We start from the raw sequence: 25,559 nt of genomic DNA, 5'->3' as shown, positions 1-25,559 counted from the left end.
TCACTCTTGCGGCGCGGCCGCGAATTTATAGCCCATGCCCCACACCGTGAGGATGCGCTCGGGTTCTGCCGGGTTGCGCTCGATCTTGATGCGCAGCCGGTTGATATGGGTGTTGACGGTGTGCTCATACCCCTCGTGCTGATAGCCCCAGACCTGATTCAACAGGCTGAGGCGCGAGAACACCTGGCCCGGGTGGCGGGCGAAAAAGTACAGCAGGTCGAATTCGCGCGGCGTCAGCTCGATCGGCTGTTGGTGCAGGCGCACTTCGCGGGCGATGGGATCGATGGTCAGATCGTTGAAGCTGAGCGCGCCGGCGTCCATGCGCAGGTTGCGGCTCATCGCTTCCTGGCGGCGAAACAGCGCCTTGACCCGCGCCACCAGCTCCAGCATGGAAAAGGGTTTGGCCAGATAGTCGTCGGCGCCCAGCTCCAGCCCCAGCACGCGGTGCACCTCGCTGGAGCGCGCGCTGGTGATGATGATCGGCGTGTAGCGCGTCATGGTGCGCGCCCGGCGGCAAATCTCCAATCCGTCTACGCCCGGCAGCATCAGATCGAGGATCAAGGCGTCCCAGCCGCCCTGTTCCAGCATCGCCATGCCCTGATTGCCGTCGGCGGCGTGGCTGATGGCGTAACCCTCGTCACGCAGATGCAGCTGCAGCAGCTCGGCGATGTCGCCGTCGTCCTCGACGATCAAAATTCGTTTTGGCTTGTCCATTCTCATTATCGCTGATTAGCCCGATTCTCTCTGAAGTCTACACAACCGCCACCGGCGGAGTTATCACATTTTATTTAACTTTGCGTGAGGTCTTGGGGAACAAATCCGGGGAATACTCGGTGCATCGCATCGTTAGCTGGCAGGAATCGTTATGAGCCTCACCCTCACCCCGGAACAACGACAGACCGTACATCCGCTGTGGCTGCGGTTAACGCATTGGCTGAATGCGCTGGCGATGCTGATCATGGTGACCAGCGGTTGGCGCATCTACAACGCTTCGCCGCTGTTCAACTTCAGCTTTTTCAACGAGCTGACGCTCGGCGGCTGGCTGGGCGGCGCGCTGCAGTGGCACTTCGCCGGCATGTGGCTGTTTGGCGTCAACGGACTGTGTTACCTGCTGCTGAACCTCGCCAGCGGGCGCTTCAAACGCAAATATTGGCCGCTCAGCCCGAAGCAGTTTCTCGCCGATGTCGGCGCGGCGCTGCGCGGCAGGCTGCAGCACGCCGACCTGCGCCACTACAACATGGTGCAGCGCGTGGCCTATCTGTCGGTGATGCTCCTCGGCGTGCTGAGCGCGCTGTCCGGGCTAGTGCTGTGGAAATCGGTGCAGTTTCCGCTGCTGCGCACGCTGCTCGGCGGCTATGAGGCGGCGCGCTATATCCACTTTTTCGCCATGTCGGCGCTGGTGGCCTTCGTCGCGATCCATTTGGTGATGGTGGCGCTGGTGCCCCGCACGCTGCTGGCCATGCTGCGCGGACGTTAAGGAGTTCACGATGAAAAAGGATAAACAGATCATGACGATCGTTGAAGGGCAGGCGATCGTCAAAGAAGCGCAGCGCTTGTTGACCGCGTCGTCCCGCCGCCGCTTTCTGCGCAACGGCCTGACGCTGGGCGGTATCGCTATGCTTACCGGCTGCGATCTCAGCGGCAACGCCAACGTCGAGCAGGCGCTGAGCCGTATTTCGCGCCTCAACGATCGGGTGCAGGGCTGGCTGTTCAACGGCGATCGCCTGGCGCCGGTCTACCCGGAGTCGATGATCACCCGGCCATTCCCGTTCAACGCCTTTTACGCCGAGGAGGACGCGCCCGACATCAACGGCGACGACTATCGGCTGGAAGTGGCGGGGTTGGTGCAGGACAAGCGCGCCTGGAGCCTGCCGCAGCTGCATCGGATGGCGCAGGTTAGCCAGGTGACGCGTCATATTTGCGTCGAGGGTTGGAGCGCCATCGGCAAGTGGGGCGGCGTGCCGTTCGCCAACTTTCTTAAGGTAATCGGCGCGGATCTGAGCGCCCGCTACGTCAGCTTTAAATGCGCCGACGACTACTACACCAGTATCGACATGGCCACCGCGCTGCATCCGCAGACGATTATCGCGCTGACCTACGACGGCCAGACCTTGCCGCGCAAGTACGGCTATCCGATGAAGCTGCGCATGCCGACCAAGCTGGGCTACAAGAATCCGAAGCACATTCAGGTGATCGAGGTCACCAACCGCTTCCCGGGCGGTTACTGGGAAGACCAGGGTTACAACTGGTTTGGCGGCAGCTGAGGCGGCCGCCGGCCATTCTCCGGCACTCCGGTGCCTTTGACATGACGGAAGGAAATACCATGAAAAAGTTATTCGCAATGATGATGTGCAGCGCGCTGATGCTGGGCGTGGCCGGCGCCAACGCCGCGGACGGCATGAGTAAAGACGCGATGAAAAAGGACGGCATGAGCCAGATGTCGCACGACGGCATGGCGAAAGATGGGATGAAGAAAGAGTGCATGGGCAAGGACTGCATGAAGAAAGACAAAATGGGCAAAGACGCCATGAAGAAGGATGGCATGGCGAAAGACGGTATGGCCAAAGACGGCATGAAGAAAGACGAGATGAAAAAGGATGCGATGGGGCACTAAGCCGCCTCACCCCGCGGCCGCAAGCGGCAAACCGCGGCGGCTGCGGGCAACATAAGGAGAGAGGATGATGTTGGCGACATGGCTGCGGCGCTTTCGGCGCTCGAACGGGGACGTTATCTTTATGCGCGCGGCGCTGGTGGTGATCTTCGCCGCCTTCGGCTACGCCAAATGGTTTGATTATGAGGCGCAGGGGCTGGTGCCGCTGATCGGCAACAGCCCGCTGCTGAGCTGGATGCATCAGGCGTTCGGCATTCGCGGCGCCAGTTATGCATTGGGCGTCGCCGAATGGAGCTTCGGTTTACTGCTGCTGGCGGGATTCTGGTCGCGGCGTCTGGGTTTGCTGGGGGCGATCGGATCGACGGTGACCTACCTGACCACGCTGACGCTGATCTTTTCCACGCCGGGCGCCTGGGAGCCCTCCGCCGGCGGTTTTCCCGCCATGGCCGGGGCCACCAGCTTTTTAATCAAGGATCTGGTGTTGCTGGCCGGCTCCCTGGTGCTGCTGAAGGCCGATTTGCCGGCCGAGCAGGCATAAAAAAGGGCGTAGCCTGGCTACGCCCTCTGGATATTTCTCGGCCGTCACATATCCGGGAAGGTCAGGGTGCCCCCCGGCGCTTCGCGATGAATGTGCAGGAAGTTCAGGTGCTTCTCGTACTGGTCGAGAATATCGCCAATCACCTGTTCCTTGCTGTAGTCCATCAGGTCGTTGCCCTGGGTGCCTTCCATCAGGAAGGTTTCCAGCCGGTAGTAGTGCGACTTGCCGGAGCGGGCACGGTAGGTGAAGCCCGGCACCGAGTAGCGCATCGGCCAGATCTGATAGATAAAGTTCTGTTCCTCGCCCAGGTGCACCAGCAGCTCCAGGTGGTTCAGGCGTTCGTCTTCGGTCGGCGGCACTTCGCTGAACTCCACTTTCGCGCCGCGCAACTCCAGCTCGCGCGCCACGTCCTGCATCGCCGGACGGCAAACCTTATCCAACATTTTCTGCGTGTACTGCGTGCCCGGGTAGTTCATCACCCGCGACAGACGCTGTTTCCAGTTGAGCACGTCGTGGCTGGAGACCGGCACCGGCGCCAGGGTGCTGAGCGCGCTGGCCTTGCGGTAGTCCTCCACCCGCAGCGATTTGTACAGCCCGGCCATCACGAAGAAGATCACGAAGCTGAACGGCAGGCCCATGATCACCGTGGTTTTCTGCAGCGCCGGCACGCCGTCGGTCATCAGCATGCCGATGGTCAGCAGGCCGATGGCCACCGACCAGAAAATCCGTAGCCAGTTCGGCGCATCATTATTGATGTCGGCCAGGCGCGAGGTGAAGTTACCCAGCACCAGCGAGCCGGAGTCCGCCGAGGTGACGTAGAACAACAAGCCGGTGATGGTGGCCACCGAGGCGCTGAAGGTGAAGCCGGGGTATTGCGCCAGTAGGCTGTAGAAGCCGCGCTCCGGGAACTGCATCACTTCCTGCGCGAACTCGGCGTTGCCGTGGATGATCTGGTACAGCGCGCTGTTGCCGAAGATAGACAGCCACAGCAGGGTGAACACGAACGGAATGATCAGCGTGCCGACCACGAACTGGCGAATGGTGCGCCCGCGCGAGATGCGCGCCAGGAACAGGCCGACGAACGGCGACCACGCCACCCACCAGGCCCAGAAGAACAGCGTCCAGTTGTTCATCCACTCCACCGGCCGATCGAAGGCGAAGCTGTTGAGCGTCATGCCCATAAAGCGGTTGACGTAATCGCCGACGTTAAGCACCAGCGCGTTGAGCAGGAACTCGGTGTCGCCGAAGAACAGCACGAACAGGATCAGACCCAGCGCCAGCAGCACGTTCAGCTCGGACAGGATGCGGATGCCCTTGTTGACCCCCGAGGTGACCGAGATGGTGGCCATGATCACCGACAGCAGGATCAGCGAGCCCTGCACCGTCAGGTTTTCCGGGATCTCGAACAGCACCTTGAGGCCGTAGTTGAGCTGCACCACGCCAATGCCCAGCGTGGTGGCGATGCCGAAGATGGTGCCGAGCACCGCGGCGATGTCCACGCTATGGCCGATCGGGCCGTTGATGCGTTTACCGAAGATCGGGTACAGCGCCGAGCGAATGGTCAGCGGCAGATTGTAGCGATAGCTGAAGTAGCCGAGGGCGATGCCCATCAGCGCATACATCGACCAGCCGGTCAGGCCGTAGTGGAACAGCGTCCAGACCATCGCCTGGCGGGCGGCCTCCAGCGTTTGCGCGTCGCCTTCCGGCGGCATCATGTACTGGGTCACCGGCTCGGCGACCGAGAAGAACATCAAATCGATGCCGATGCCGGCGGCGAACAGCATCGCCGCCCAACTCATCAGGCTGAACTCCGGTTTGGACTGTTCCGGCCCGAGCTTGATGGAACCGAAGCGCGAGGCGGCGATAAATACCACGAACACGATGTACAGCGTCGCCGCCAGCAGGTAGTACCAACCGAAGGTGGTCGACACCCAATTCAGCGTGCGGGTGATCCACTGTCCGGAGAAGTCGGTGAAAAAGATGGTCATCAGCGAGAAGGCCAGGATCAGCCCCGCCGAGGTGAAGAAAACCACAGGGTTGAGGCGGTCCTGCTGCGGTTTGGAGGAGGTTTCGCGTGTTGTCATCGTCATCCTCTGAACTGAGTAAAATCGTGCCGCTCCGCATTCTGGGGCGCGTTGGCGCATCCGGAAAACGGGCGAATGAAGGCGGCGGCCATCCCCATGGGAATGGCCTGAACGATGCCGCTTTCGCCTGCTTATGAAGCACCGGAGCGCTTCGCGGCGGGAACCGCTTACAGCCACTGATTTTGGTCAGATTCGTTAATTACCTCACAAAAATCAGCCAGTTCCACAACCAGAAAATACATTTTTTTAACCAGGCGGCAATAAAATATATGCAATTTTTATTGAACGTTCAATCAAAAAAAAGTTTAATAGTCCTCATGATGACCTGAATCACGGGCGAAACGGCAGTGAAATTTGCCCGCTGAGATAAGGCCGAAGTCGGTTTTGTGAGAGTCGAAATATGCCAAAGGTAGGAATGCAGCCAATCAGAAGGCAGCAGTTGATTGATGCCACGCTCGCCGCGGTAAACGAAGTGGGAATGCATGACGCCACCATCGCGCAGATCGCGCGGCGGGCCGGCGTTTCCAACGGCATCATCAGCCATTATTTCAAGGATAAGAACGGCCTGCTGGAAGCCACGATGCGCTATCTGATCAGCCATCTGGGCGAGGCGGTGAAGCTGCGGCTGCAGGCGCTGACCGACAACAGCCCGGCGGCGCGGCTGCAGGCGATCGTCGCCGGCAACTTCGACGACAGCCAGATCAACAGCGCGGCGATGAAGACCTGGCTGGCCTTTTGGGCCAGCAGCCTGCACCAGCCGCAGCTCAACCGGCTGCAACAGGTGAACGGCCGCCGGCTTTATTCCAACCTGTGCGCCGAGTTTCGCCGCGTCATGCCGCAGCCGCAGGCGCGGTTGGCGGCCAAGGGGCTGGCGGCGCTGATCGATGGGCTGTGGCTGCGCAGCGCGCTGCGCGGCTCCGCGTTCAATCAGGCGCAGGCGCTGGCGCTCACGACCGAATACATCACGTTCCAACTCCGGGGGCAAACGCCGCCCGGAGGATAACTCAAGGAGATCCTATGTCCCGTTTTGGCTTGCAGAAGCTCTATATTCATGGCGCCTATGTAGACAGCACCGCTGGAAAAACCTTCAACGCCATTAACCCGGCGAACGGCGAAGTTCTGGCTGAAGTCCAGTCCGCCGGCGCTGAAGACGTCGATCGTGCGGTGGCCAGCGCGGCCAGCGGGCAGAAGGTGTGGGCGGCGATGACGGCGATGGCGCGTTCGCGCATCCTGCGTCGCGCGGTGGATATTCTGCGCGAGCGCAACGATGAACTGGCGGCGCTGGAAACGCTGGATACCGGCAAAGCGATGTCGGAAACCACCGCGGTGGATATCGTCACCGGCGCTGACGTGCTGGAGTACTACGCCGGCCTGATCCCGGCCATTGAAGGCGAGCAGATCCCGCTGCGCGATACCTCGTTCGTCTACACCCGCCGCGAGCCGCTGGGCGTGGTGGCCGGCATCGGCGCCTGGAACTACCCGATTCAAATCGCGCTGTGGAAGTCCGCGCCGGCGCTGGCGGCGGGCAACGCGATGATCTTCAAGCCGAGTGAAGTCACGTCATTGACGGCGTTGAAGCTGGCGGAAATCTACACCGAAGCCGGCCTGCCGGACGGCGTGTTCAACGTGGTGACCGGCAGCGGGGCGGAAGTGGGGCAGTATCTGACCGACCATCCGGGCATCGCCAAAGTCTCTTTCACCGGCGGGGTGAAAACCGGCAAGAAGGTGATGGCCAACGCGTCGGGTTCGACGCTGAAGGAAGTCACCATGGAGTTGGGCGGCAAATCGCCGCTGATTATCTTCGACGACGCCGATCTGGATCGCGCCGCCGATATCGCCATGATGGCCAACTTCTACAGTTCCGGCCAGGTGTGCACCAACGGCACCCGCGTCTTCGTGCCGGCGGCGCTGCAGGCGCAGTTTGAGACGAAAATCCTCGAGCGCGTGAAGCGCATTCGCCTCGGTGACCCGACCGATCCGCAGACCAACTTCGGGCCGCTGGTCAGCTTTGCGCACATGGAATCGGTGCTGCGCTTTATCGAGAGCGGCAAAAACAGCGGCGCGCGCCTGCTGTGCGGCGGCGAACGCGTCACCCACGGCGAATTCGGCAAGGGCGCTTATGTGGCGCCGACGGTGTTCAGCGACTGCCGCGACGATATGGAAATCGTGCGCGAGGAGATCTTCGGGCCGGTGATGAGCATCCTCAGCTACCAGAGCGAAGAGGAAGTGGTGCGCCGCGCCAACGACACCACCTTCGGCCTGGCCGCGGGTGTGGTGACCCACGATCTGGCCCGCGCGCACCGCGTGATCCACCAGTTGGAAGCCGGCATTTGCTGGATCAACACCTGGGGCGAGTCGGCGGCGGAAATGCCGGTCGGCGGCTACAAGCAGTCCGGCGTCGGCCGCGAGAACGGCCTGACGACGCTGGAACACTACACCCAGATCAAATCGGTGCAGGTCGAGCTGGGCGAATACGCCTCGGTATTCTGATCTTCCCGTCGTCTTTCGAGCCGCAGCCGCGTTGGCTGCGGCCGACAATCTCTAGAGCGCCCAAATACACAGCCTGTTGCCGAGCCGCGCTTCGCGTCTTTGCCTGACCAGGCCTCTATAAAGTAAGGAGATAATGAATGGAATTTGACTACATCATTATCGGTGCCGGTTCAGCCGGCAACGTGTTAGCCACCCGATTGACCGAGGACGCCGACGTCAGCGTCCTGCTGCTGGAAGCCGGCGGCCCGGATTACCGGATGGATTTCCGTACCCAGATGCCGGCCGCGCTGGCGTTTCCGCTGCAGGGCCGCCGCTATAACTGGGCGTATGAAACCGATCCTGAGCCGCACATGAATAACCGCCGAATGGAATGCGGCCGCGGCAAAGGGCTGGGCGGTTCATCCCTGATCAACGGCATGTGTTACATTCGCGGCAACGCGATGGACTTCGACAACTGGGCCAAGGCGCCGGGTCTGGAAGACTGGACCTATCTGGACTGCCTGCCGTATTTCCGCAAGGCGGAAACGCGCGATATCGGCCCGAACGATTACCACGGCGGCGATGGCCCGGTGAGCGTCACCACGCCGAAGGCCGGTAACAACGAACTGTTCCACGCCATGGTGGAAGCCGGCGTGCAGGCGGGCTATCCGCGCACCGACGATCTGAACGGCTATCAGCAGGAAGGGTTCGGCCCGATGGACCGCACCGTGACGCCGAAAGGGCGCCGCGCCAGCACCGCCCGCGGTTATCTGGATCAGGCCCGTTCACGGCCGAACCTGAAGATCGTCACCCATGCGCTGACCGACCACATCGTGTTCGATGGCAAGCGCGCAGTGGGCGTTAACTATCTGCAGGGCGACAGCAATCAGCTGACCCATGCCAAAGCGCGCCGCGAAGTGCTGCTGTGCGCCGGCGCCATCGCCTCGCCGCAAATTCTGCAGCGTTCGGGCGTCGGCCCGGCGGCGCTGCTGAAAAGTCTGGACATCAACGTGGTGCACGATCTGCCGGGCGTCGGAGAGAACCTGCAGGACCACCTGGAGATGTATCTGCAGTACGCCTGTAAGAAACCGGTGTCGCTGTACCCGGCGTTGCAATGGTTCAATCAGCCGAAAATCGGCGCGGAATGGCTGTTCAACGGCACCGGCGTCGGCGCCAGCAACCAGTTCGAGGCCGGCGGTTTCATCCGCAGCCGTGCAGAGTTTGCCTGGCCGAACATTCAGTATCACTTCCTGCCGGTGGCGATTAACTATAACGGCAGCAACGCGGTGAAAGAGCATGGCTTCCAGGCCCACGTCGGTTCGATGCGTTCGCCGAGCCGCGGCCGGGTGCAGGTGAAGTCGAAGGATCCGCGCCAGCACCCGAGCATTCTGTTCAACTACATGTCGACCGAACAGGATTGGCAGGAGTTCCGCGATGCTATCCGCATCACGCGCGAAATCATGGCGCAGCCTGCCCTGGACGAATACCGCGGCCGCGAGATCAGCCCAGGGCCGGAGGTGCAGACCGACGAGCAGCTGGACGCCTTCGTGCGCGAGCACGCCGAAACCGCCTTCCACCCGTCCTGCTCGTGCAAGATGGGCGAAGACGAGATGGCGGTGGTCGACGGCCAGGGCCGGGTGCACGGCATGGAAGGATTGCGGGTGGTGGATGCGTCGATTATGCCGCTGATCATTACCGGCAACCTGAACGCCACCACCATCATGATCGCCGAAAAGATCGCCGACCGCATTCGCCAGCGCGCGCCGTTGCCGCGCAGTACCGCCGACTACTACGTCGCCGGCGATGCGCCGGTGCGCAAGCAGTAACCGACACGCCCTCTCGCCGTTGAGGGGGAGGGCCGCCGTAGCAAGCAACCCCTCTCCATATGCTCTTCCCCAAGGCGAGGGGGCAACTCTCTTTTTATTCCTTATCCCATCATGCCGCCGGCAGCGAGATTGCCTGATCGAAACTGTTGGGCGTCGCCATGCGCCACATGCGAGCGTAGAACTCGCTTTTGATCTCCGGCTGCAGCAGCGCGCCCGGCTCCAGGTAGTAATAGATATCGGCGTACACCTTGATCTCGGTCGGCGTGATGCGGCGCAGCATATGGTGTGAGGTCAACTGCTCCGGGCGGCTGACGCCGGCCGCCGCCAGCATGTCCGCCAGCGCTTTCACCGTATTTTGATGGAAGTGATAGACGCGTTCCGCCTTGTTCGGCACCACCAACGCCTTCTGACGCAGCGGATCTTGCGTCGCGACGCCGGTCGGGCAGTGGTTGGTGTGGCAGCTTTGCGACTGGATGCAGCCGACGGCGAACATAAAGCCGCGCGCCGAATTCACCCAGTCGGCGCCGAGCACCAGCACGCTGGCGATGTCAAAGGCGCTGATGATCTTGCCGCTGGCGCCAATCTTGATTTGGTCGCGCAGGCCGCAGCCCACCAGCGTGTTATGCACGAACAGCAGCCCTTCGCGCAGCGGCATGCCCATATAGTTGGAGAGTTCGAGCGGGGCGGCGCCGGTGCCACCTTCCTTGCCGTCCACCACGATGAAGTCCGGCAGAATGCGGGTGTGCAGCATCGCCTTGACGATGGCGACGAACTCCCACGGGTGGCCGATGCACAGCTTGAAACCGACCGGTTTGCCGCCTGACAGCTCGCGCAGCTGCTGGATGAACTGCATCATTTCCAGTGGGGTGGTGAAGGCGCTGTGCGAGGCCGGTGAGATGCAATCGACGCCTTCCGGCACGCCGCGGGTGGCGGCGATTTCCGCATCCACCTTTTTTGCCGGCAGAATGCCGCCGTGGCCCGGTTTGGCGCCCTGGCTGAGCTTGATTTCAATCATTTTCACCTGCGGGCTTTGCGCCTGTTCGGCAAAGCGGCGCGGATCGAAATGGCCGTCGGCGGTGCGGCAGCCGAAATAGCCGCTGCCCAGCTCCCACACCAGATCGCCGTTGTTTTCGCGGTGATAGCGGCTGATGCTGCCCTCACCGGTGTCGTGGTAGAAATTGCCTTTGGCCGCGCCGAGGTTGAGTGCGCGAATGGCGTTGGCGGAGAGCGCGCCGAAGCTCATCGCCGAAATGTTGAAGATTGACGCGGAGTAGGGCTGGCGGCAGTCGGCGCCGCCGATGGTGATGCGAAAACTGGTGGGATCGGCGGCTTCCACCGGCCGCATCGAGTGGCCGATGCATTCATAACCGGTTTGGTACACGTCCAGCAGGGTGCCGAACGGCTTGTCGCCCATCTCGTTTTTCGCCCGGCGATACACCAGCGTGCGCTGGGTGCGGGAGAACGGGATCTCTTCATTATCCTGCTCGAGGAAATACTGGCGCAGTTCCGGGCGGATGAACTCGAAGAAGAAGCGCAGGCGGCCGATGATCGGGTAGTTGCGGCAAATGGCGTGGCGCTGCTGCGTGAGATCGTAGATACCCAGCACCATCAGGCAACCGCAGGCCAGGGCCGGCAGCCAGAACCACGGATGGTTGTGCATCATGATCAAGAAAACCAGGGTGAGCAAGATGCTCAGCACAAAGCAGGTATAGCGGCTGAATAAGGACGACTTCATAACATCTCCTGATGTTTATTTTTAATCCACACGACATGACTCACGGATAATCCGTGTGCAAATCGTAGCCAACAGGAGAGGATGTTGTGTGTCTGTTGCTGCTTTGTCGCCGGTTGTTACATTAATTTAACTCGGCGAGGGGGCGGGTTGCCGCGCGGCGTACCGCGCAACAAACCAGGGCGTGTTATTTGCCGGCGACGAAGATGGTGCTCATGCTGCGCAGCCGCAGCTTTTTCATCGCGCTGTATTTCTGCGAGAAGATGGTTTTCGGGTGCGTGCCGCGTTTTTCCGCGATATGCAGCAGGCTGTCGCCGCGCAGCAGATTGAAGATCACGTCGCTTTCCGCCGGGCTTAGCTCGCGGGTTTTCTGCACCCGGATACCGCCCGGCTCTTTGCTTTCCAGCAGCCGCTGGATTTTTTCCTGCAGCGAATAAAGCGGAATGCGGGTGGAGACCAACTCGACGGAAATCCCCAGGATCGACAGCAGTTTCACCACGCGCTCGTCGTCATAGAACACCAACAGGCGCGTTTTGCTGTTGTACTGCTGGTGCAGGGACACCAGGCTTTCGATCACGTTGACGCTCTGCTCCAGGTTTTGCGAGGTGAAAATCAGCGCGATATCGTGCTTGGTGATCTTTTCCGCTTTGGCGCCGCCGTGCATGAAATCGGAAAACAGGCGGATATCGTACGCGCCGTAGTGTTTCTTCAACAGCACCGACAGGCCAACATAGCTGTACTTACACTCACTAATCACAAGAACGTTGTTTTTAGACATAGGGCAAACACCAATACCGAGTTAAAAGTATTCAGCTGTAAGAAGCGAGTTCAAATCCTTGATGCTGGATTCCTTCCACAGCTTTCCCTGCAGTGCGTAATATGGCATTTCATCCAGCCATTTCTTGTGTTCGGGAGTTTCAACTCCTTCGATAATTACCTTGTAATGATTAAGGTAAAAGAAGCGCAGTAACGCGCGCATCAAGCCCTCGCCGCCGGACTTTTTCATAAAGTCCCAAAGCAGAAAACGATCGAGCTTAACGAAGCGGAACTGGCTGTTGTACAACGCGGAAAAACCCGCATAGCCAGAACCAAAATCATCGAGCCAAAATGAATAACTATTCAATGACGGATCGCCGTGCACGCGATCTTTCACCAGCCGGGTTGAATTCTCGCTGATCTCAAAATGAATACAGCGCAGGGCATTAATTCTTTCGGCAAAGTGAGTATTCGCCAGCGATTGCAGGGAATAATCGTCAACATTCAAAGTGGCTATCACTTGGTTTTCATGAAACCAGTGTTTGTATTTATCGATCAGATTTATCTGATCCATCAAAATCTCAATCCGGGTAGCGCTGTCGGCATGGCGAAAGAACTGTTCAGGAGAAAAATGGGCATATTCGCTATTAAACGTAAAGCGAGACAGGCATTCAACGGCCAGCAATTGTCCCGATTTCGCGAACATTGGCTGGAAAACATAATTAATGCCGTTATTTTTCTCTCTGAAAGAACCGCTCATTTCCCAATCCTTGGATTGATATTTAACTTGTTGATTTTAAATGATTAAAAAGAAAGTTACTCCGTATTTTTTGGTAAATTTCTTATTTAAAGCGTCAGGATGGCCGAAACGTGTCGACAGACCATTTAACGCGGAATTCGTGCCAAAGTCCAAACGTCGCAATCTGTTACTAAATGTAAATATTCGGGATAATATTCTGATTTTCAGGCCTTAACGCAAAATGTTGAACTCTGCAGCTTTCCCAAACACAGATTATTCCTATTCATATGAATCGTCAACATCGATCGATAGGTATCCGCCGATAGTTTATTCCTATCAAGAGGGGGCTTATGAATGTTTTAAACGATTTAACATTAAGAATATGCTTAGTCTATATTTCGTCCGGCAATGAGTTCATCGAGGCAACGCTCCTTTTCAGCAAGGGAGTGCTATCGCTGAGTGTATGCTCAGTGGCGGCAATATATATATAAGCCCGCCACTGAATCGATTATTTTATTGTTCTATGGAGCTGGAAATGAAAAAAGTATTATTGCCTTTGGCTGCCCTGGTATTGTCTGCAACTGCTTCCAACGCAATGGCAGCAAACGGCAACGTTAAATTCACCGGTGAAATTGTACAGTCCACCTGTAAAGTTGTTGATAAAGACCAGAATAAAGAAGTTTACCTGGGTAAATATCCTACCACCGCTTTCCCAACTGCCGGTTCTACCAGCGGTGCTAAAGCTTTCGATATTAGCCTGGAGAAATGTGAAGCGGGTAACTACACCCTGCGTTTCGACGGTAACACTCCAGCTGGCCACCCAGAGCTGTTGGCTGTAACTGGCGGCGCAACTGGCGTTGGCGTTGAAATTCTGGATAACAACGGTTCTACTCTGCCAATCTCTCAGGAAGTGGCTACCCCAGCTACCGTAACTGTTGCTGCTGATGGCGATAACCCAGGCGCTGCGACTTTCAACCTGCGCGCTCGTTACAAATCCTTCCAGGATCTGGTAACTGCCGGTCAGGCAAACTCTAACGCTACCTTCACCATCGAATACAAATAATTCGCTGGCAGGATAGATAGAGTTATTGGCCAAGGATGGCTAAATTTTGAGAGTTGAGACATTCCGATGAAAAAAATTCTGACTGGTATTTTATTCGCATTCTCTGTTAATGCCTTTGCCGGCATTCAGGTTGATGCGACGCGTGTCATCTATAACAGTGCAAGTAAATCCGCATCGCTCTCAATCAGCAATGACAGCGACGATACCTACATGGTGCAAACCTGGCTGGATACTGGCGACGCAAGCCAGATGCCTAAGAATTTGCCGATCGTGGTGACACCACCCATTTTGAAGCTGGCTGCCAAGAAAGACGCCATTTTGCGTTTTATTTATTCCGGCAGCGGTTTGCCGCAGGACAGAGAATCTCTGCTCTGGGTTAACGTACAGGAAATTCCGCCAACGCCTAAGCAAGATAACGTGCTGCAGGTGGCGATCCGTACCCGTATCAAGCTGTTCTACCGCCCGGATTCGTTGAAAACCAACCTGCAGCAGCAGGCAGAAGCGCTGAAATGGACGCGCCAGGGCGGCAACTTGGTCGTGACCAACGATGGCCCGCTGTTCGTCACGCTGGGCGTATTGAACCTCAAGAGCGGCGGTAAAAGCTGGAAAGTGAACGCCGACATGGTCAAGCCACACGACAGTCTGCGTATTTCCCTGCCTCAGGGGGCGCAATCAGCCAGCAATATGTCGTTTACCTATATCAACGACTATGGCGGTCACACCGAGATTAAAAACGTCGCACTGAATTGATTTGAAGCACTTCAAGGAATGAAAGAAATGGCACACAAAAGAATAACAACCCTCGCGCCAAAACGTTTGGTGAAGCTGATTAATGGTGTAATTTATTTTTCTGCTGTGCCTTTTTCATTCTCACATATGGCCATGGCGGAGGAGCAGTTCAACACTTCCTTCATCCATGGCGATGACAATATCGCCCAGGTGGCGTCGTTGGCCAGCGGGGATGATATTCTGCCGGGTAAATATCCGTTTGATATCTATCTCAACGGGCAGCGTATCGATCACCGTGAAATCGAGTTCAAGAAAGAATCCAAGGACTCTCCTGTCGCCCCGTGCCTGACGGCGGCGGACTATCAGGATTACGGCGTAAAGCTGCCTGGCGATCTGACCACCGCAGGTGCCGAGCAATGCTACGCATTGCCGCAGCAGATCTCCGGCGCCAAGCTGAACTATGACGCCGCCGTACAGCGTATGGATCTGGAAGTGCCGCAGGTGTTTCTGATCCCGCGTCCGCAAGGCGCCATTTCACCGAAAGTTTACGATCGTGGCATCAACGCCGGCTTTGTAAACTATAACTTTAGCGGTACCCATAACCGCTACGGTAATAATCAGAACGACAAGACCTCAGACTATTACTTTTTGAGTCTCAACAACGGCCTCAATATCGGCGATTGGCGCCTGCGCAACAACTCGACGTTGAACCAACAGTCGGGCGCCGGTACGCATTGGAAGAACATTTCCAGCTGGGCGGAAACGGACATCGTTTCTCTGCGCAGCCGTCTGGTGATCGGCCAGACCAACACCAATAACAATGTTTTCGACAGCATTCAGTTCCGCGGTGTGCAGATGTCCAGCGCCGACGACATGCTGCCGGAAAGCCAGCGCGGCTATGCGCCGGTGGTGCGCGGTGTGGCGACGACCAACGCGCGCGTTGAAGTGCGTCAGAACGGCTATACCATTTACAGTACCAACGTGCCGCCAGGGCCGTTTGCGCTGACGGACATTTTCCCAAGCACCTTGAGCGGTAACCTGGATGTTACGGTCATCGAAGCCAACGGTTCGAGAACCTCATTCGTCGTGCCATTCTCCTCGGTGCCGAACATGCTGCGCGAAGGGATTTGGAACTATCAGCTGACCGCCGGTAAATACCACGACGGCACCAGCCGCTATCAGCCCAAGTTTGTACAAGGTACCTTGTCGCACGGCATGTCGTATGACATCACGCCTTACGGCGGCGTGCTGGTGGCGGAAAACTACCGTTCAGCGGTTGTGGGCCTGGGTAAAAACCTGGGGAACTGGGGGGCCGTTTCCTTTGATATGTCCTATTCCGACACCAACCTGGTGAACGGCGATGACAAGCAAGGGGAAAGTTTCCGTTTCCTGTATTCCAAGTCGCTCAACGATTGGGGGACGGAATTCCGCATTGCCGGTTACCGTTACTCGACCTCCGGCTATTATGATTTCTCCGATGCGGTTGCCGAGCGCGAACGCTATGAGAACGGCTATTACCGTAACGATTACTACGATCAAAACGATCGCAACCTGGGCGTGCCGGACTGGGCGGAGTCGCGCCGTCGCAGTTATTATACCAGCCGGTTCAACAACAAACGCCAGCGCGTTGAGCTGTCTGTCAACCAGCGCATCGCCGGTAATTCGACGCTGTACGCCAACCTCAGCAACCAGTCTTACTGGGGCGGGTCCGGCGAAGATCGCACCGTTCAGACCGGTTTCAACAGCAGCTATAAAAATATCAGCTATGGCGTCTTCTATCAGGACAGCCGCAGCAACTACGGCTATAAAGATCGCAGCGTCAACCTGACCGTATCGATTCCGTTCAGCTTCTTCAGCAAGGATTCGTCGGATATGACCGCCAGCTTCAACGCCGGCCACAGCAAGCAGAGCGGCAATACCTACAGCGCCGGCCTGAGCGGTACCGCGCTGGATGACAACCGCTTGAACTATGCGGTGCAAAGCGGCCATGATCGTTATTCGGGCCAAACCAGCTCGGCCAACGTCGGTTACCAGGGCAGCATGGGGAACATCAATGCCGGTTACAGCTACAGCAAAGATTATCAACAATCTTCGTTGGGCGTGGCGGGCGGCATCGTCGCACACTCCGGCGGCGTGACGTTGACCCAGCCGCTGCAGAACACCTTTGTGCTGGTGGAAGCCAAAGACGCCAAAGGCGTTCGCATCGAAAACCAACCGGGCGTCGCCATCGACCGCTTCGGTTACGCGGTAATGACCTCGGCGTCGCCATACCGTCATAACCGCGTGGCGCTGCGCACCGAAGATATCGGCAACGGCCTGGATATCCCGATGGCGGCGCGAGACGTGGTGCCGACTTACGGCGCAATCACCCGCGTGAAGTTTGAAACGCACACGGGCCAAAGCCTGTTGGTGCACAGCAAGATGGCCGACGGCAGCGTACCGCCGATTGGCGCCAACGTCTTCAGTGCGGACGGCAAGAACAACGGTACTGTCGGTACCAACGGCGATATTTATATTTCAGGGGCTTCCGCAGGGGATCGCCTGCTGGTGAAATGGGGCAACGACGCGGGCGAAAGCTGCTCACTGGTGGTGCCGGAATTGAAAGCGGCGACCGAACAGCTGATGGGTTATCAGGAACTTTCGCTGACCTGCGGAAAACCGTAAAAGGAAAGGATATGTCTTCTTTGTTAAAGCACAAGAATCTCGGGTTGGCGGCTGGGCTGCTGGTCACGCTGGGCGCGTTTTCTCAGAGCAGCTATGCGCTGTCTTGTAAGCAGAACGGCAGCATTCGCCAGGATATCGTGCTGGATAAAGCCATCAAGGTGTCGACCGCCAACACCGCGCCGGGCGCGTTGCTGTGGCGTTCGCAGACTTTTACTTCGACCTTCCAATGTACGGATGACTGGAACAACCCGAAAGGGGAGAACGCCTACCTGTACTGGGATCCGCAGTCCCGGATGAGTCAGATCCATAATTCGATCGAAGTGGGTGTCACTTATCAGGGGATTGATGTCAAACCGACTAAAGGCGCACGTCAGGACGTCGGTCCCGGCACGGAATGTCGCCGTTCGGGCAGCCGTTGTTTGTCTCCGGCCAGATCGCTGACGGTAACCGTGTCTTACGCCATCTACATTAAAGCAACCGGCAAGGCGCCGCCGGCCGGCGGCAAGATCAACGACAACAACTCGTACTCGGTATTTCAGGTTGATGGCGTCGGCGGCTTGAACGGCACGCCGAACAGTAACTTTAACGCCTACATTTCCGGGCTGGGCAACATTCAGTTTATTTCCTGCAACCCAAAAATTACTGTGGTGGCCAACAACGGTTCGACGGTGAATTTCGGTACTATCCCGCGTCAGAATGCGGTGGTGGGTAAAATCGAGAAACAGGTACCGTTCTCGGTGGCCGCCAATATGTCCGATCCGACGACCGGACAGGACTGCCAGGGGGAGACGCTGCAGGCCAGCTTCAGCACCACCTATCCACTGCAGGATAACAGCGTGATCCTGCCGACCAGCGACAGCGGTTTCGGGATTTTGATCTCGCAGGCGGCGACGCCGAATACGCCGATCATGATGAACAGTCCGGTCGATCTGGGCCTGGTCAACGGCACCATCGTTGAAAAGAACTTTATGGCCAGCCTGAAATGGTTGAGCACCAACCCGAAAGTGGGGCCGTTCAGCGCATCGGCGAATATTGACGTCACCTTCAAATAATTCGGTGTCTCGTCAATAAAGAAAGGGTTCAGTTCTCGCGAACTGAACCCTTTTTTGTGCCTTTACCATGAGGATTAACGCAGCCCCATCCAGCTGGTGCATACGCCTTCCGGCAGTTTGCCGGCAAACCAGTGCGGTAAGGCGGGGGCGTCGCGGTGTTGCTCAGTCTGCGTCTGCGCCGGCTGCGCCGGCCACTCTGCGACGTCCCAGCGGGTGGTGCGGCGATAGACCGCCGGGGTCTTGCCGAACTGTTTCTTGAAGGCGCGCGAGAACGACGGCTGAGAATCGAAGTGGTATTGCAGGGCGATATCCAGGATCGGGCGTGGGGTGGAGCGCAGCGCCTGCGCCGCCTGCGACAGGCGCCGCTCGCGGATATAGCTGCCGAGCGCGTGGCCGGTGGTGCTGCGGAACATGCGCTGCAGGTGCCATTTGGAGTAGCCTGACTTGGCGGCGACGTTATCCAGCAGCAGCGGTTGGTCCAGATGAGTTTCAATCCAGTCTAGTAAATCGTGAATGATATTGACGCGATCCATGGTTTTAGTTCTCCCGCAAAAACGACATTCAGGTCACAGTGACTTAGCTTAATTATCCAAGAATATACTTTGATAATAGGCGCGACTACGCCGTTACGCAAGGGTAAACCGGGGGTAAATAGGTGGCCAAAAATGCTCTTTGAGCGGCAGGGGTATAGAAAAAAGGCCGCATAAAGCGGCCTTGTCAGCAGGAAACCACGGGGAATCAGTTAGTTTCCGGTTTCACTTCAATGTAGTTCAGACCCAGCACGCTGCTGGTGTAACCGCGGATCTTGTTGGTCATCTCGATATCGCCGTTCAGCTTGTGGCCGTAAGACGGGATGATCTCTTTCAGCTTGCTCTGCCATTCCGGCGTCGCCACTTTGTCTTTGAACACGGTTTCCATCAGATGCAGCATGATCGGCGCAGCGGTAGAAGCGCCCGGCGAAGCACCCAGCAGAGCGGCGATGCTGCCGTCTTCAGAACTGACGACTTCGGTGCCGAACTGCAGCACGCCGCCTTTATCCGCATCTTTCTTGATGATCTGTACGCGTTGGCCCGCGGTCCACAGCTTCCAGTCTTCCTGCTTGGCGTCCGGGAAGTACTCTTTCAGCGCGGCGAAGCGGTCGTCGTCGTTCATCATCAGCTGGCCGACCAGGTATTTCACCAGATCGAAGTTATCCAGACCGACGTGGGTCATCGGCATCAGGTTCGAGGTGCTCAGCGAGTGCATCAGATCGAACAGCGAACCGTTCTTCAGGAACTTGCTGGAGAAGGTGGCGAACGGCCCGAACAACAGCACGCGCTTGCCGTCCAGCATGCGGGTATCCAGGTGAGGCACGGACATCGGCGGTGAACCTACGCTGGCCAGGCCATACACTTTGGCCAGGTGCTGGTTGGCGATCTCCGGGTTGGTGGTGACCAGGAACTGGCCGCCGACCGGGAAGCCGCCGTAGCCGTCGGCTTCTGGGATGCCAGACTTCTGCAGCAGGGTCAGGGACGCGCCGCCTGCGCCGATGAACACGAACTTGGCGTTAACGGTGGTTTCTTTGCCGTCGCGGTTCAGATCGGCAACGGTCACGCTCCAGGTCTGGTCGGCGTTGCGCTTGATGTCGCGCACTTCGTGGCTCAGGTTCAGCTTGAACTTGTCGCTGGCGCTAAGCGCGTCAACCAGCTGGTGGGTGATCACGCCGAAGTTGACGTCGGTACCCAGCGGCATGCGGGTCGCGGCGATTTTCTGCGCCGGATCGCGGCCGTTCATCACCAGTGGCGCCCACTGCTTGATCTGCGCAGGATCTTCGGAGTATTCCATGCCGCGGAACAGGGTGCTGTGCTGCAGCGCCGCATAGCGTTTACGCAGGAAGTTGACGTTGTCGTCGCCCCACACGAAGCTCATGTGCGGCACGCTGTTAATGAAAGATTTCGGATCTTTCAGGACATTGTTTTTCACCTGATAAGACCAGAACTGGCGAGAGATTTCGAAAGACTCGTTGACCTTCACCGCCTTGCTGATGTCGATGGTGCCATCGGCTTTTTCCGGCGTGTAGTTCATTTCGCTGAAGGCGGAGTGCCCGGTACCGGCGTTGTTCCAGCCGTTGGAACTCTCTTCCGCTACGCCGTTCATGCGCTCGTACATGTCGATGGTCCAGGTCGGCTCCAGCTCATGCAGATAGGTACCCAAGGTGGCGCTCATGATGCCGCCGCCGATCAGAACCACGTCGACGGTTTTATTCTTCTCTTCAGCCGCCGCCTGTTGCGTAACGCCAAACAGGCTGAGACTGAAAATCAGGACGAGTAATTTTCTCATTGAATTAAATCTCTTGTGTGTAAATTCTACTCATTGCAGGTGAAAGAATTTAGCGGGAGTTACCCTGGAAATAATGAAGCCGACCGCCCGGCGAAAGCCGATAGGCAGCAATAATGCCTTTTTGTTAATAGGGTTTTTAACGAAAAGTGAACTATTGCAGGCCGTCCGGATGCAAATTGATCGGTTCACGTTACTGGCGGGGTATTATTGTTTGCGAGAATGTTAAAAACTACTTTTGTAACTAAAAAAAATGAATATAAGCAAAAAACGGCCGGTTGCTGTCGCAGGAATAAACAGAGAGGGAAGAAAGGCCGTATAACCGCGTTATTTTCATGGGTTAATTGCCGCGTAATTAGACGTTATTTCGTTATCACACAATAATTGCGGTTAAATTGCAAATACCTAGCGGTAACCAATAATAAATGGCCGCCGTGGCGGGCGGCCATCGTTCAGGGGTCGGTTACTTGATACCCATCGCATCGCGCATGGTGAAGAACAGATCGGTCTGATCGGTCAGGCCCACTACGTTGGCGGCGTGCGGGCCGTAGGCCGCGACGCGCAGCTGGGTGCCGGTGTGTCCCTGAGATTCCTCTTCAGAGTTGCCGTAGCTGAGGGTCATCGGCGCGCCGTCCTTGGTGGTCAGCTTTTGGGTCAGGCCCGGCGCTTTGGCGTCGGCGGAGACGATCTGGCTGGCGTGCGCGTGGTCGGCGGTGACGATCACCAGCGTGTTGCCGTCGGCGCGGGCGAAGGCCAGCGCTTTTTGTACCGCTTCGTCCAGATCGACGGTTTCGCCAATCTGCCCGCACGGGTTGGCGGCGTGATCCTGCTTATCGATCGACGCGCCCTCTACCTGCAGGAAGAAGCCGTTCGGGTTGTCTTTCAACAGCGCGATCGCTTTTTCGGTCATCGTCGCCAGCGTTGGCGTGGCGGCGGTGCGCGCCGGGTTGTTTTCGCAGGTCACTGCCGGTTTGTCGAGGTTGCCATGGTAGCTGGCTTTCGGCCCCAGCCAACGCACCGGCATATTGCCGTCGGCGAACAGCCCCAGCAGCGGTTTTTGCTGGTTGGCGAGGGTAACGGCCTGCAGTTCGTCGGCGTTGCTCACCCACTGATAACCCTGCGCCGCCGCCTGGTCCTTCAGCGATTTTCCTTGCCATTCGCCGCTTTTTGCCAGCTGGTTGAACGATTTCGCGCCGCCGCCCAGCGTGACGTCGGCGCGGGTTTTCAGCAGTTGTTCGGTGATGGAGCCACGGCCGCCATTTTCCAGCGCGTTAGCGGCGCATTTCTCGCTGGTTTCCTCCGGGCCATAGCACTTGCGTGAGATGACGTGCGAGACCAGCGCCGCCGGCGTGGCGTCTTGCAACTCGGCGGTGGAGACGTTGCCGGTGGCCTTGCCGGCCGCCTTGGCGATCTCCAGCAGCGTCGGTTGATCCTTGCCGTTCACGTCCACGCCGAGCGCGCCGTTATAGGTTTTCACCCCGGTGGCCCAGGCGGTGGCGGAGGCGGCGGAGTCGGTCACGTAGTCCGGCTTGTGGGTTTTCCTGTCCAGCGAGTAATGGGTGTATTGTCCGGTCAGCGGCAGGGCGTCGATGCCCTTGAAGTAACCGCCTGCGCCTTCGGCGTAGTTGCGCGCGGCGGTGATCTCGGAATCCCCCATGCCGTCGCCGATCAGCAGGATCACGTTTTTCGCCGTTTTGTCCAACAGCGATGCCTTCAGCGCGGCGGTCTGATCGCCGGTCAGACGGCGGGCGCCGCCCGGTTCGACGAGGTTGCCGCGCGCGGCGCGATCGGTCAGGCCATCGGCATTGGCCGAGGTTTCCGCCGCGATGGCGGAGGAACAGAGCAGGGCGGACAGTACGGCGCCGGCGATCAGGGATACAGCAGGTTGCATGGGGTAAGCTCCTTGTCGTAATACAACAATGTAAATAACATCAAATTGTTACGAAAGGAGAGTAGAGCAGAGGGATGACAATTTTATGACAGCGGAAGGCGGGACGGCCCGGCGGCCATCCCGTTTGACGATCAGGCCGCGCGCGCCGGGATAGCGAGCCCGCGCTGCACCGCCGGGCGCGCCAGACCGCGCTCCAGCCACTGCGCGACGCGAGGGAAACTGTCGAACTCCACCAGTTCGCGCGCCTCATAGAAGCCGATCAGGTTGCGCACCCAACCCAGCAGCGAGATATCGGCGATGGTGTACTCCGCGCCCATGATCCAGTCGCGGCCTTCAAGTCGCGTTTCCAGCACGCCGAGCAGGCGTTTCGATTCGTTTTTGTAGCGCTCCAGCGGCCGCTTGTCTTCATATTCGCGCCCGGCGAATTTATGAAAGAAACCGAGCTGGCCGAACATCGGGCCGACGGCGGCCATCTGGAAGAACACCCATTGAATGGTTTCGTAACGCTGCGCCGGGTCCTGCGGCAGGAAACGGCCGCTCTTTTCCGCCAGGTAGAGCAGAATGGCGCCGGATTCGAACAGCGGCAGCGGCCGGCCGCCGGGGCCGTCGGGATCGATGATCGCCGGGATCTTGCCGTTCGGGTTCAGCGCCAGGAATTCCGGCGTCCAGGTTTCGTTGTTGCCGATGTCGATCAGGTGCGCTTCATAAGGCAGGCCGATCTCCTCCAGCATGATGGAGACTTTGACGCCGTTCGGCGTCGGCAGAGAGTAGAGCTGCAGCCGTTCTGGATGCTGAGCCGGCCAGCGTTTGACGATCGGGAATTGGGTGGAATCGAGCATGGAAACTCCTCGGGTTGGCGGGGTCGCTTAAGCGTACCCCTAGAGTATTGCAGTAAAACTACCCTGTCGCCGGGTTACACCGTGAGGTCAAAATGTGCGGCCAGCGCTTTTTTACCGGCGGGGGTCAGCTGCAGCTCGCGGCTGTCGAGCCGGCGAAGGATCCAGCCGCGTTGGATAAAGGCGGCTAACAGCGCGGCGCCCAGCGCGCCGCCGAGGTGAGATCGGCGTTCGCTCCAATCCAGGCAGCCGCAGGCGAAGCGGCGGCGGGTGGGCGCGGGGGAGCAATCGACGCCCAGCCGCGCCAGCGCGGCCTGACCGATGTCGCTTAACCGGTAGTTTGCCTCGCCGGTCAGCCAGTTCAGCGCATGCAGCCGATCGTGCAGCTTCACCGCCACCTCGCCCGCCATATGGTCGTAGCAGGTGCGAGCATATTGCAGCGAGGTGGGCGTGCGGCTTTTCACCGACGGGCGCGGCACGCCCGCCAGCGCCATCAGGCCTTCCAGCGCTGCGGCCACCGGTTGCCCGGCCAGTCGGAAATAGCGATAGCGCCCCTGTTTGACACAGGCAATCAACTGCTGCTCCAGCAGCTTCGCCAGATGTGCGCTGGCGGTAGACGGAGCGACCTCGACCGCCGCGCTGAGCTCGGTGGCGGTGTAGGCGCGCCCGTCCATCAACAGGCACAGCATGCGCGCCCGGGTGCGGTCGGCGATGGCGGCGCTCAGCGCCGCTAAACGATCTTCTATCTCGATGTTATACATACTTCGAGGTTAGACGAAGTATGGCTGTGCGTCCATTGCTAGCCTGTGGTTATCGCCATCTGGTACCGAGGGAGAAAACCATGTCCGTATGTCCTTATGCCGCCGCGCTCGCCGCCGAGCCGCAGACGCACTATCGCGCCTTGCCGCCCCTGAGCTGGGATAGCGCAGGGCAATGTTGGGTGGCCGCTACGCCGCAGTGGGTGAGGGAAGCGCTGCTCAATGCCGATCTCGGCGTGCGGCCGGCCGATGAGCCGGTGCCGACGGCCTTGCTGGAGACGCCGATGGCGCCGCTGTTCGCCGGGCTGGCGCGAATGCGCGACGGCGAGGAGCATCGCACGCTTAAGGCGGCGCTGCAGCGGGCGTTAGCTTCCTGCGACGATACTCTGATTCAGCAAACCGCGGCACACTGTGCGGCGCGGTTAGCGCCAAAGGCCCCCGAGGCGGCGGCGATCACCCGCTTTAACTACGGGTTGCCGGTCTGCACCCTCGGCGCATTGTTGGGCGTGCCTGAAGCGCAGTGGCAACATCTTATCGACGACAGCCTGGACTTTGTCCGCTGTATCGCGCCCGGCGGCACGCAGCAGCAGCTGGCACGCGGCATTGCGGCGGCGCAGCGGCTCTGTGCCCGGCTGGCGACGGGGAATGGCGTGCTGCGCCAGGCCCTAGTGCGGGAGATCGGCGACGCCCGGCTTGAGTCGGCCAATGCGCTCGGCCTGCTGTTTCAGGCCTGTGAGGCGACGGCGGGCTGGCTCGGGCAAGCGTATTTGCTGGCACGGCAGAACGGCGAAGTGGACACCGCGCTGGATCGGGTGCGGGCGCTGACGCCACCTATCCAAAACACGCGCCGTTTCGTCTTACGCGAGACGCAGCTTGCCGGTTGTACGCTGCGCGTGGGGCAGACCGTCTTGCTGTTGCTCGGCACCGACGGCGAACTGGCCTTCGGCGCAGGGGCACACCGCTGCCCGGGCGAACGCTGGGCGAGGATTATCGCGCGCTGCGGCGTGGCGCATCTGTGTTCGCTGAATATTGATGAGCGGGCGTTGGAATCGGTGCGGTGGCGCCATTCCTACAATGCACGCGTACCTGAGTTTTACCGTTGAGAGGAAACGATAATGATCGCCGTGATTTTTGAACTGCAGGCCGCCGACGGGCAGCGTGATACCTATCTGGCGCTGGCGGCAGAGCTGAAGCCGCTGCTGGCGCAGATCGACGGATTCATTTCCATCGAGCGCTTTCAAAGCCTGGCCGATCCTGCGCGCCTGCTGTCGCTCTCCTTCTGGCGCGACGAGGCAGCGGTGCAGCAGTGGCGCAATCTCGAGCAGCACCGGGCGGCGCAGGCGCGCGGCCGTGGCGAGGTGCTGGCGCAGTATCGGCTGCGGGTGGCGGAGGTGGTGCGGGACTACGGGTTGGAGAGACGCGATCAGGCGCCGCAGGATAGCCGTGGCTATCACCGCACCTGAGAAAAAGCCCGCCGCCGGCGGGCTTTCTTCGT

The 25,559-nt window shown here is 58.9% G+C and carries 23 protein-coding genes; 13 read left to right on the top strand and 10 right to left on the bottom strand.

Going from position 1 to position 25,559, the window contains the following annotated elements:
• Complete coding sequence (locus ACJ8M3_RS10560) at nt 1-714, bottom strand: response regulator transcription factor (protein ID WP_016928494.1); 714 nt, start codon at nt 712-714, stop codon at nt 1-3.
• Nucleotides 715-865: 151 nt separating this feature from the next.
• On the opposite strand from ACJ8M3_RS10560, the gene ACJ8M3_RS10555 reads away from it, so the two are divergent.
• The 4 genes from ACJ8M3_RS10555 to ACJ8M3_RS10540 all read left to right on the top strand — a co-directional run bounded on the left by ACJ8M3_RS10555 (nt 866) and on the right by ACJ8M3_RS10540 (nt 3,149).
• Nucleotides 866-1,477, top strand: a complete 612-nt coding sequence (locus tag ACJ8M3_RS10555; protein ID WP_033650571.1) for a cytochrome b/b6 domain-containing protein — start codon at nt 866-868, stop codon at nt 1,475-1,477.
• 10 nt (nt 1,478-1,487) lie between these two features.
• Entirely contained in the window at nt 1,488-2,264 is a 777-nt protein-coding gene (locus ACJ8M3_RS10550; RefSeq protein WP_046686687.1) for a molybdopterin-dependent oxidoreductase, read from the top strand.
• A gap of 59 nt (nt 2,265-2,323) precedes the next feature.
• A complete protein-coding gene (locus ACJ8M3_RS10545) occupies nt 2,324-2,614 on the top strand; it encodes a pentapeptide MXKDX repeat protein (RefSeq protein WP_033637682.1) in 291 nt (96 codons plus the stop codon).
• Nucleotides 2,615-2,678: 64 nt separating this feature from the next.
• Nucleotides 2,679-3,149: a YkgB family protein gene (locus ACJ8M3_RS10540; protein WP_004939115.1), complete on the top strand. Its 471-nt coding sequence runs from the start codon at nt 2,679-2,681 to the stop codon at nt 3,147-3,149.
• Nucleotides 3,150-3,193: 44 nt separating this feature from the next.
• Here ACJ8M3_RS10540 and ACJ8M3_RS10535 read toward each other — a convergent pair whose 3' ends face one another.
• A complete protein-coding gene (locus ACJ8M3_RS10535; protein ID WP_004939112.1) occupies nt 3,194-5,233 on the bottom strand; it encodes a choline transporter in 2,040 nt (679 codons plus the stop codon).
• Between the two features lie 400 nt (nt 5,234-5,633).
• Between ACJ8M3_RS10535 and betI the strand changes: the two genes are divergently transcribed.
• From betI to betA, 3 genes are all read left to right on the top strand, one after another.
• Entirely contained in the window at nt 5,634-6,236 is a 603-nt protein-coding gene (betI, locus tag ACJ8M3_RS10530) for a transcriptional regulator BetI (protein WP_004939107.1), read from the top strand.
• A 14-nt stretch (nt 6,237-6,250) separates the two neighbouring features.
• The gene (gene betB / locus ACJ8M3_RS10525) at nt 6,251-7,723 is read left to right on the top strand and encodes a betaine-aldehyde dehydrogenase (protein ID WP_147880323.1); all 1,473 of its coding nucleotides are present in this window, start codon (nt 6,251-6,253) and stop codon (nt 7,721-7,723) included.
• Nucleotides 7,724-7,860: 137 nt separating this feature from the next.
• Entirely contained in the window at nt 7,861-9,528 is a 1,668-nt protein-coding gene (betA, locus tag ACJ8M3_RS10520; RefSeq protein ID WP_004939099.1) for a choline dehydrogenase, read from the top strand.
• Nucleotides 9,529-9,637: 109 nt separating this feature from the next.
• On the opposite strand, the gene ACJ8M3_RS10515 is transcribed toward betA, so the two are convergent.
• The 3 genes from ACJ8M3_RS10515 to ACJ8M3_RS10505 all read right to left on the bottom strand — a co-directional run bounded on the left by ACJ8M3_RS10515 (nt 9,638) and on the right by ACJ8M3_RS10505 (nt 12,776).
• On the bottom strand, nt 9,638-11,263 hold the full coding sequence (locus ACJ8M3_RS10515; protein WP_004939096.1) for an FMN-binding glutamate synthase family protein: 1,626 nt from the start codon (nt 11,261-11,263) through the stop codon (nt 9,638-9,640).
• 184 nt (nt 11,264-11,447) lie between these two features.
• Nucleotides 11,448-12,038, bottom strand: coding sequence for a LuxR family transcriptional regulator (locus tag ACJ8M3_RS10510; protein ID WP_004939094.1), 591 nt, complete (start codon nt 12,036-12,038; stop codon nt 11,448-11,450).
• Between the two features lie 21 nt (nt 12,039-12,059).
• Complete coding sequence (locus tag ACJ8M3_RS10505; protein ID WP_016928483.1) at nt 12,060-12,776, bottom strand: EAL domain-containing protein; 717 nt, start codon at nt 12,774-12,776, stop codon at nt 12,060-12,062.
• Between the two features lie 514 nt (nt 12,777-13,290).
• Between ACJ8M3_RS10505 and ACJ8M3_RS10500 the strand changes: the two genes are divergently transcribed.
• The 4 genes from ACJ8M3_RS10500 to ACJ8M3_RS10485 all read left to right on the top strand — a co-directional run bounded on the left by ACJ8M3_RS10500 (nt 13,291) and on the right by ACJ8M3_RS10485 (nt 18,263).
• Entirely contained in the window at nt 13,291-13,818 is a 528-nt protein-coding gene (locus tag ACJ8M3_RS10500) for a fimbrial protein (protein WP_004939088.1), read from the top strand.
• Nucleotides 13,819-13,884: 66 nt separating this feature from the next.
• Entirely contained in the window at nt 13,885-14,568 is a 684-nt protein-coding gene (locus ACJ8M3_RS10495; RefSeq protein WP_033642410.1) for a fimbrial biogenesis chaperone, read from the top strand.
• Nucleotides 14,569-14,595: 27 nt separating this feature from the next.
• Complete coding sequence (locus ACJ8M3_RS10490) at nt 14,596-17,211, top strand: fimbria/pilus outer membrane usher protein (RefSeq protein ID WP_033642411.1); 2,616 nt, start codon at nt 14,596-14,598, stop codon at nt 17,209-17,211.
• A gap of 11 nt (nt 17,212-17,222) precedes the next feature.
• On the top strand, nt 17,223-18,263 hold the full coding sequence (locus ACJ8M3_RS10485; protein WP_033642412.1) for a fimbrial protein: 1,041 nt from the start codon (nt 17,223-17,225) through the stop codon (nt 18,261-18,263).
• 74 nt (nt 18,264-18,337) lie between these two features.
• Here the strand turns inward: ACJ8M3_RS10485 and ACJ8M3_RS10480 are convergent, their stop codons facing one another.
• The 5 genes from ACJ8M3_RS10480 to ACJ8M3_RS10460 form a co-directional block, all read right to left on the bottom strand.
• Nucleotides 18,338-18,796: a helix-turn-helix domain-containing protein gene (locus ACJ8M3_RS10480; protein ID WP_033642413.1), complete on the bottom strand. Its 459-nt coding sequence runs from the start codon at nt 18,794-18,796 to the stop codon at nt 18,338-18,340.
• A 205-nt stretch (nt 18,797-19,001) separates the two neighbouring features.
• A complete protein-coding gene (locus ACJ8M3_RS10475; RefSeq protein ID WP_033642414.1) occupies nt 19,002-20,582 on the bottom strand; it encodes a malate:quinone oxidoreductase in 1,581 nt (526 codons plus the stop codon).
• A 460-nt stretch (nt 20,583-21,042) separates the two neighbouring features.
• On the bottom strand, nt 21,043-22,470 hold the full coding sequence (gene phoA / locus ACJ8M3_RS10470; protein ID WP_442514664.1) for an alkaline phosphatase: 1,428 nt from the start codon (nt 22,468-22,470) through the stop codon (nt 21,043-21,045).
• Nucleotides 22,471-22,601: 131 nt separating this feature from the next.
• On the bottom strand, nt 22,602-23,309 hold the full coding sequence (locus ACJ8M3_RS10465; RefSeq protein ID WP_033642416.1) for a glutathione S-transferase N-terminal domain-containing protein: 708 nt from the start codon (nt 23,307-23,309) through the stop codon (nt 22,602-22,604).
• A gap of 74 nt (nt 23,310-23,383) precedes the next feature.
• Nucleotides 23,384-24,067, bottom strand: a complete 684-nt coding sequence (locus ACJ8M3_RS10460) for an ArsR/SmtB family transcription factor (RefSeq protein ID WP_442514663.1) — start codon at nt 24,065-24,067, stop codon at nt 23,384-23,386.
• A gap of 80 nt (nt 24,068-24,147) precedes the next feature.
• Here ACJ8M3_RS10460 and ACJ8M3_RS10455 point away from each other — a divergent pair, with 80 nt between their 5' ends.
• Together ACJ8M3_RS10455 and ACJ8M3_RS10450 are read left to right on the top strand one after the other, a co-directional pair.
• Nucleotides 24,148-25,167 (top strand): cytochrome P450, encoded by a 1,020-nt coding sequence (locus ACJ8M3_RS10455; protein WP_060659751.1) that lies wholly within the window; start codon nt 24,148-24,150, stop codon nt 25,165-25,167.
• 12 nt (nt 25,168-25,179) lie between these two features.
• Entirely contained in the window at nt 25,180-25,527 is a 348-nt protein-coding gene (locus ACJ8M3_RS10450; protein WP_060440380.1) for an antibiotic biosynthesis monooxygenase family protein, read from the top strand.
• The last annotated feature ends 32 nt before the right edge of the window (nt 25,528-25,559 follow it).

Source organism: Serratia sp. CY55921, assembly GCF_052167655.1.
GTDB lineage: Bacteria > Pseudomonadota > Gammaproteobacteria > Enterobacterales > Enterobacteriaceae > Serratia > Serratia ureilytica.
This window is presented reverse-complemented; position numbering and strand designations above follow the sequence as displayed.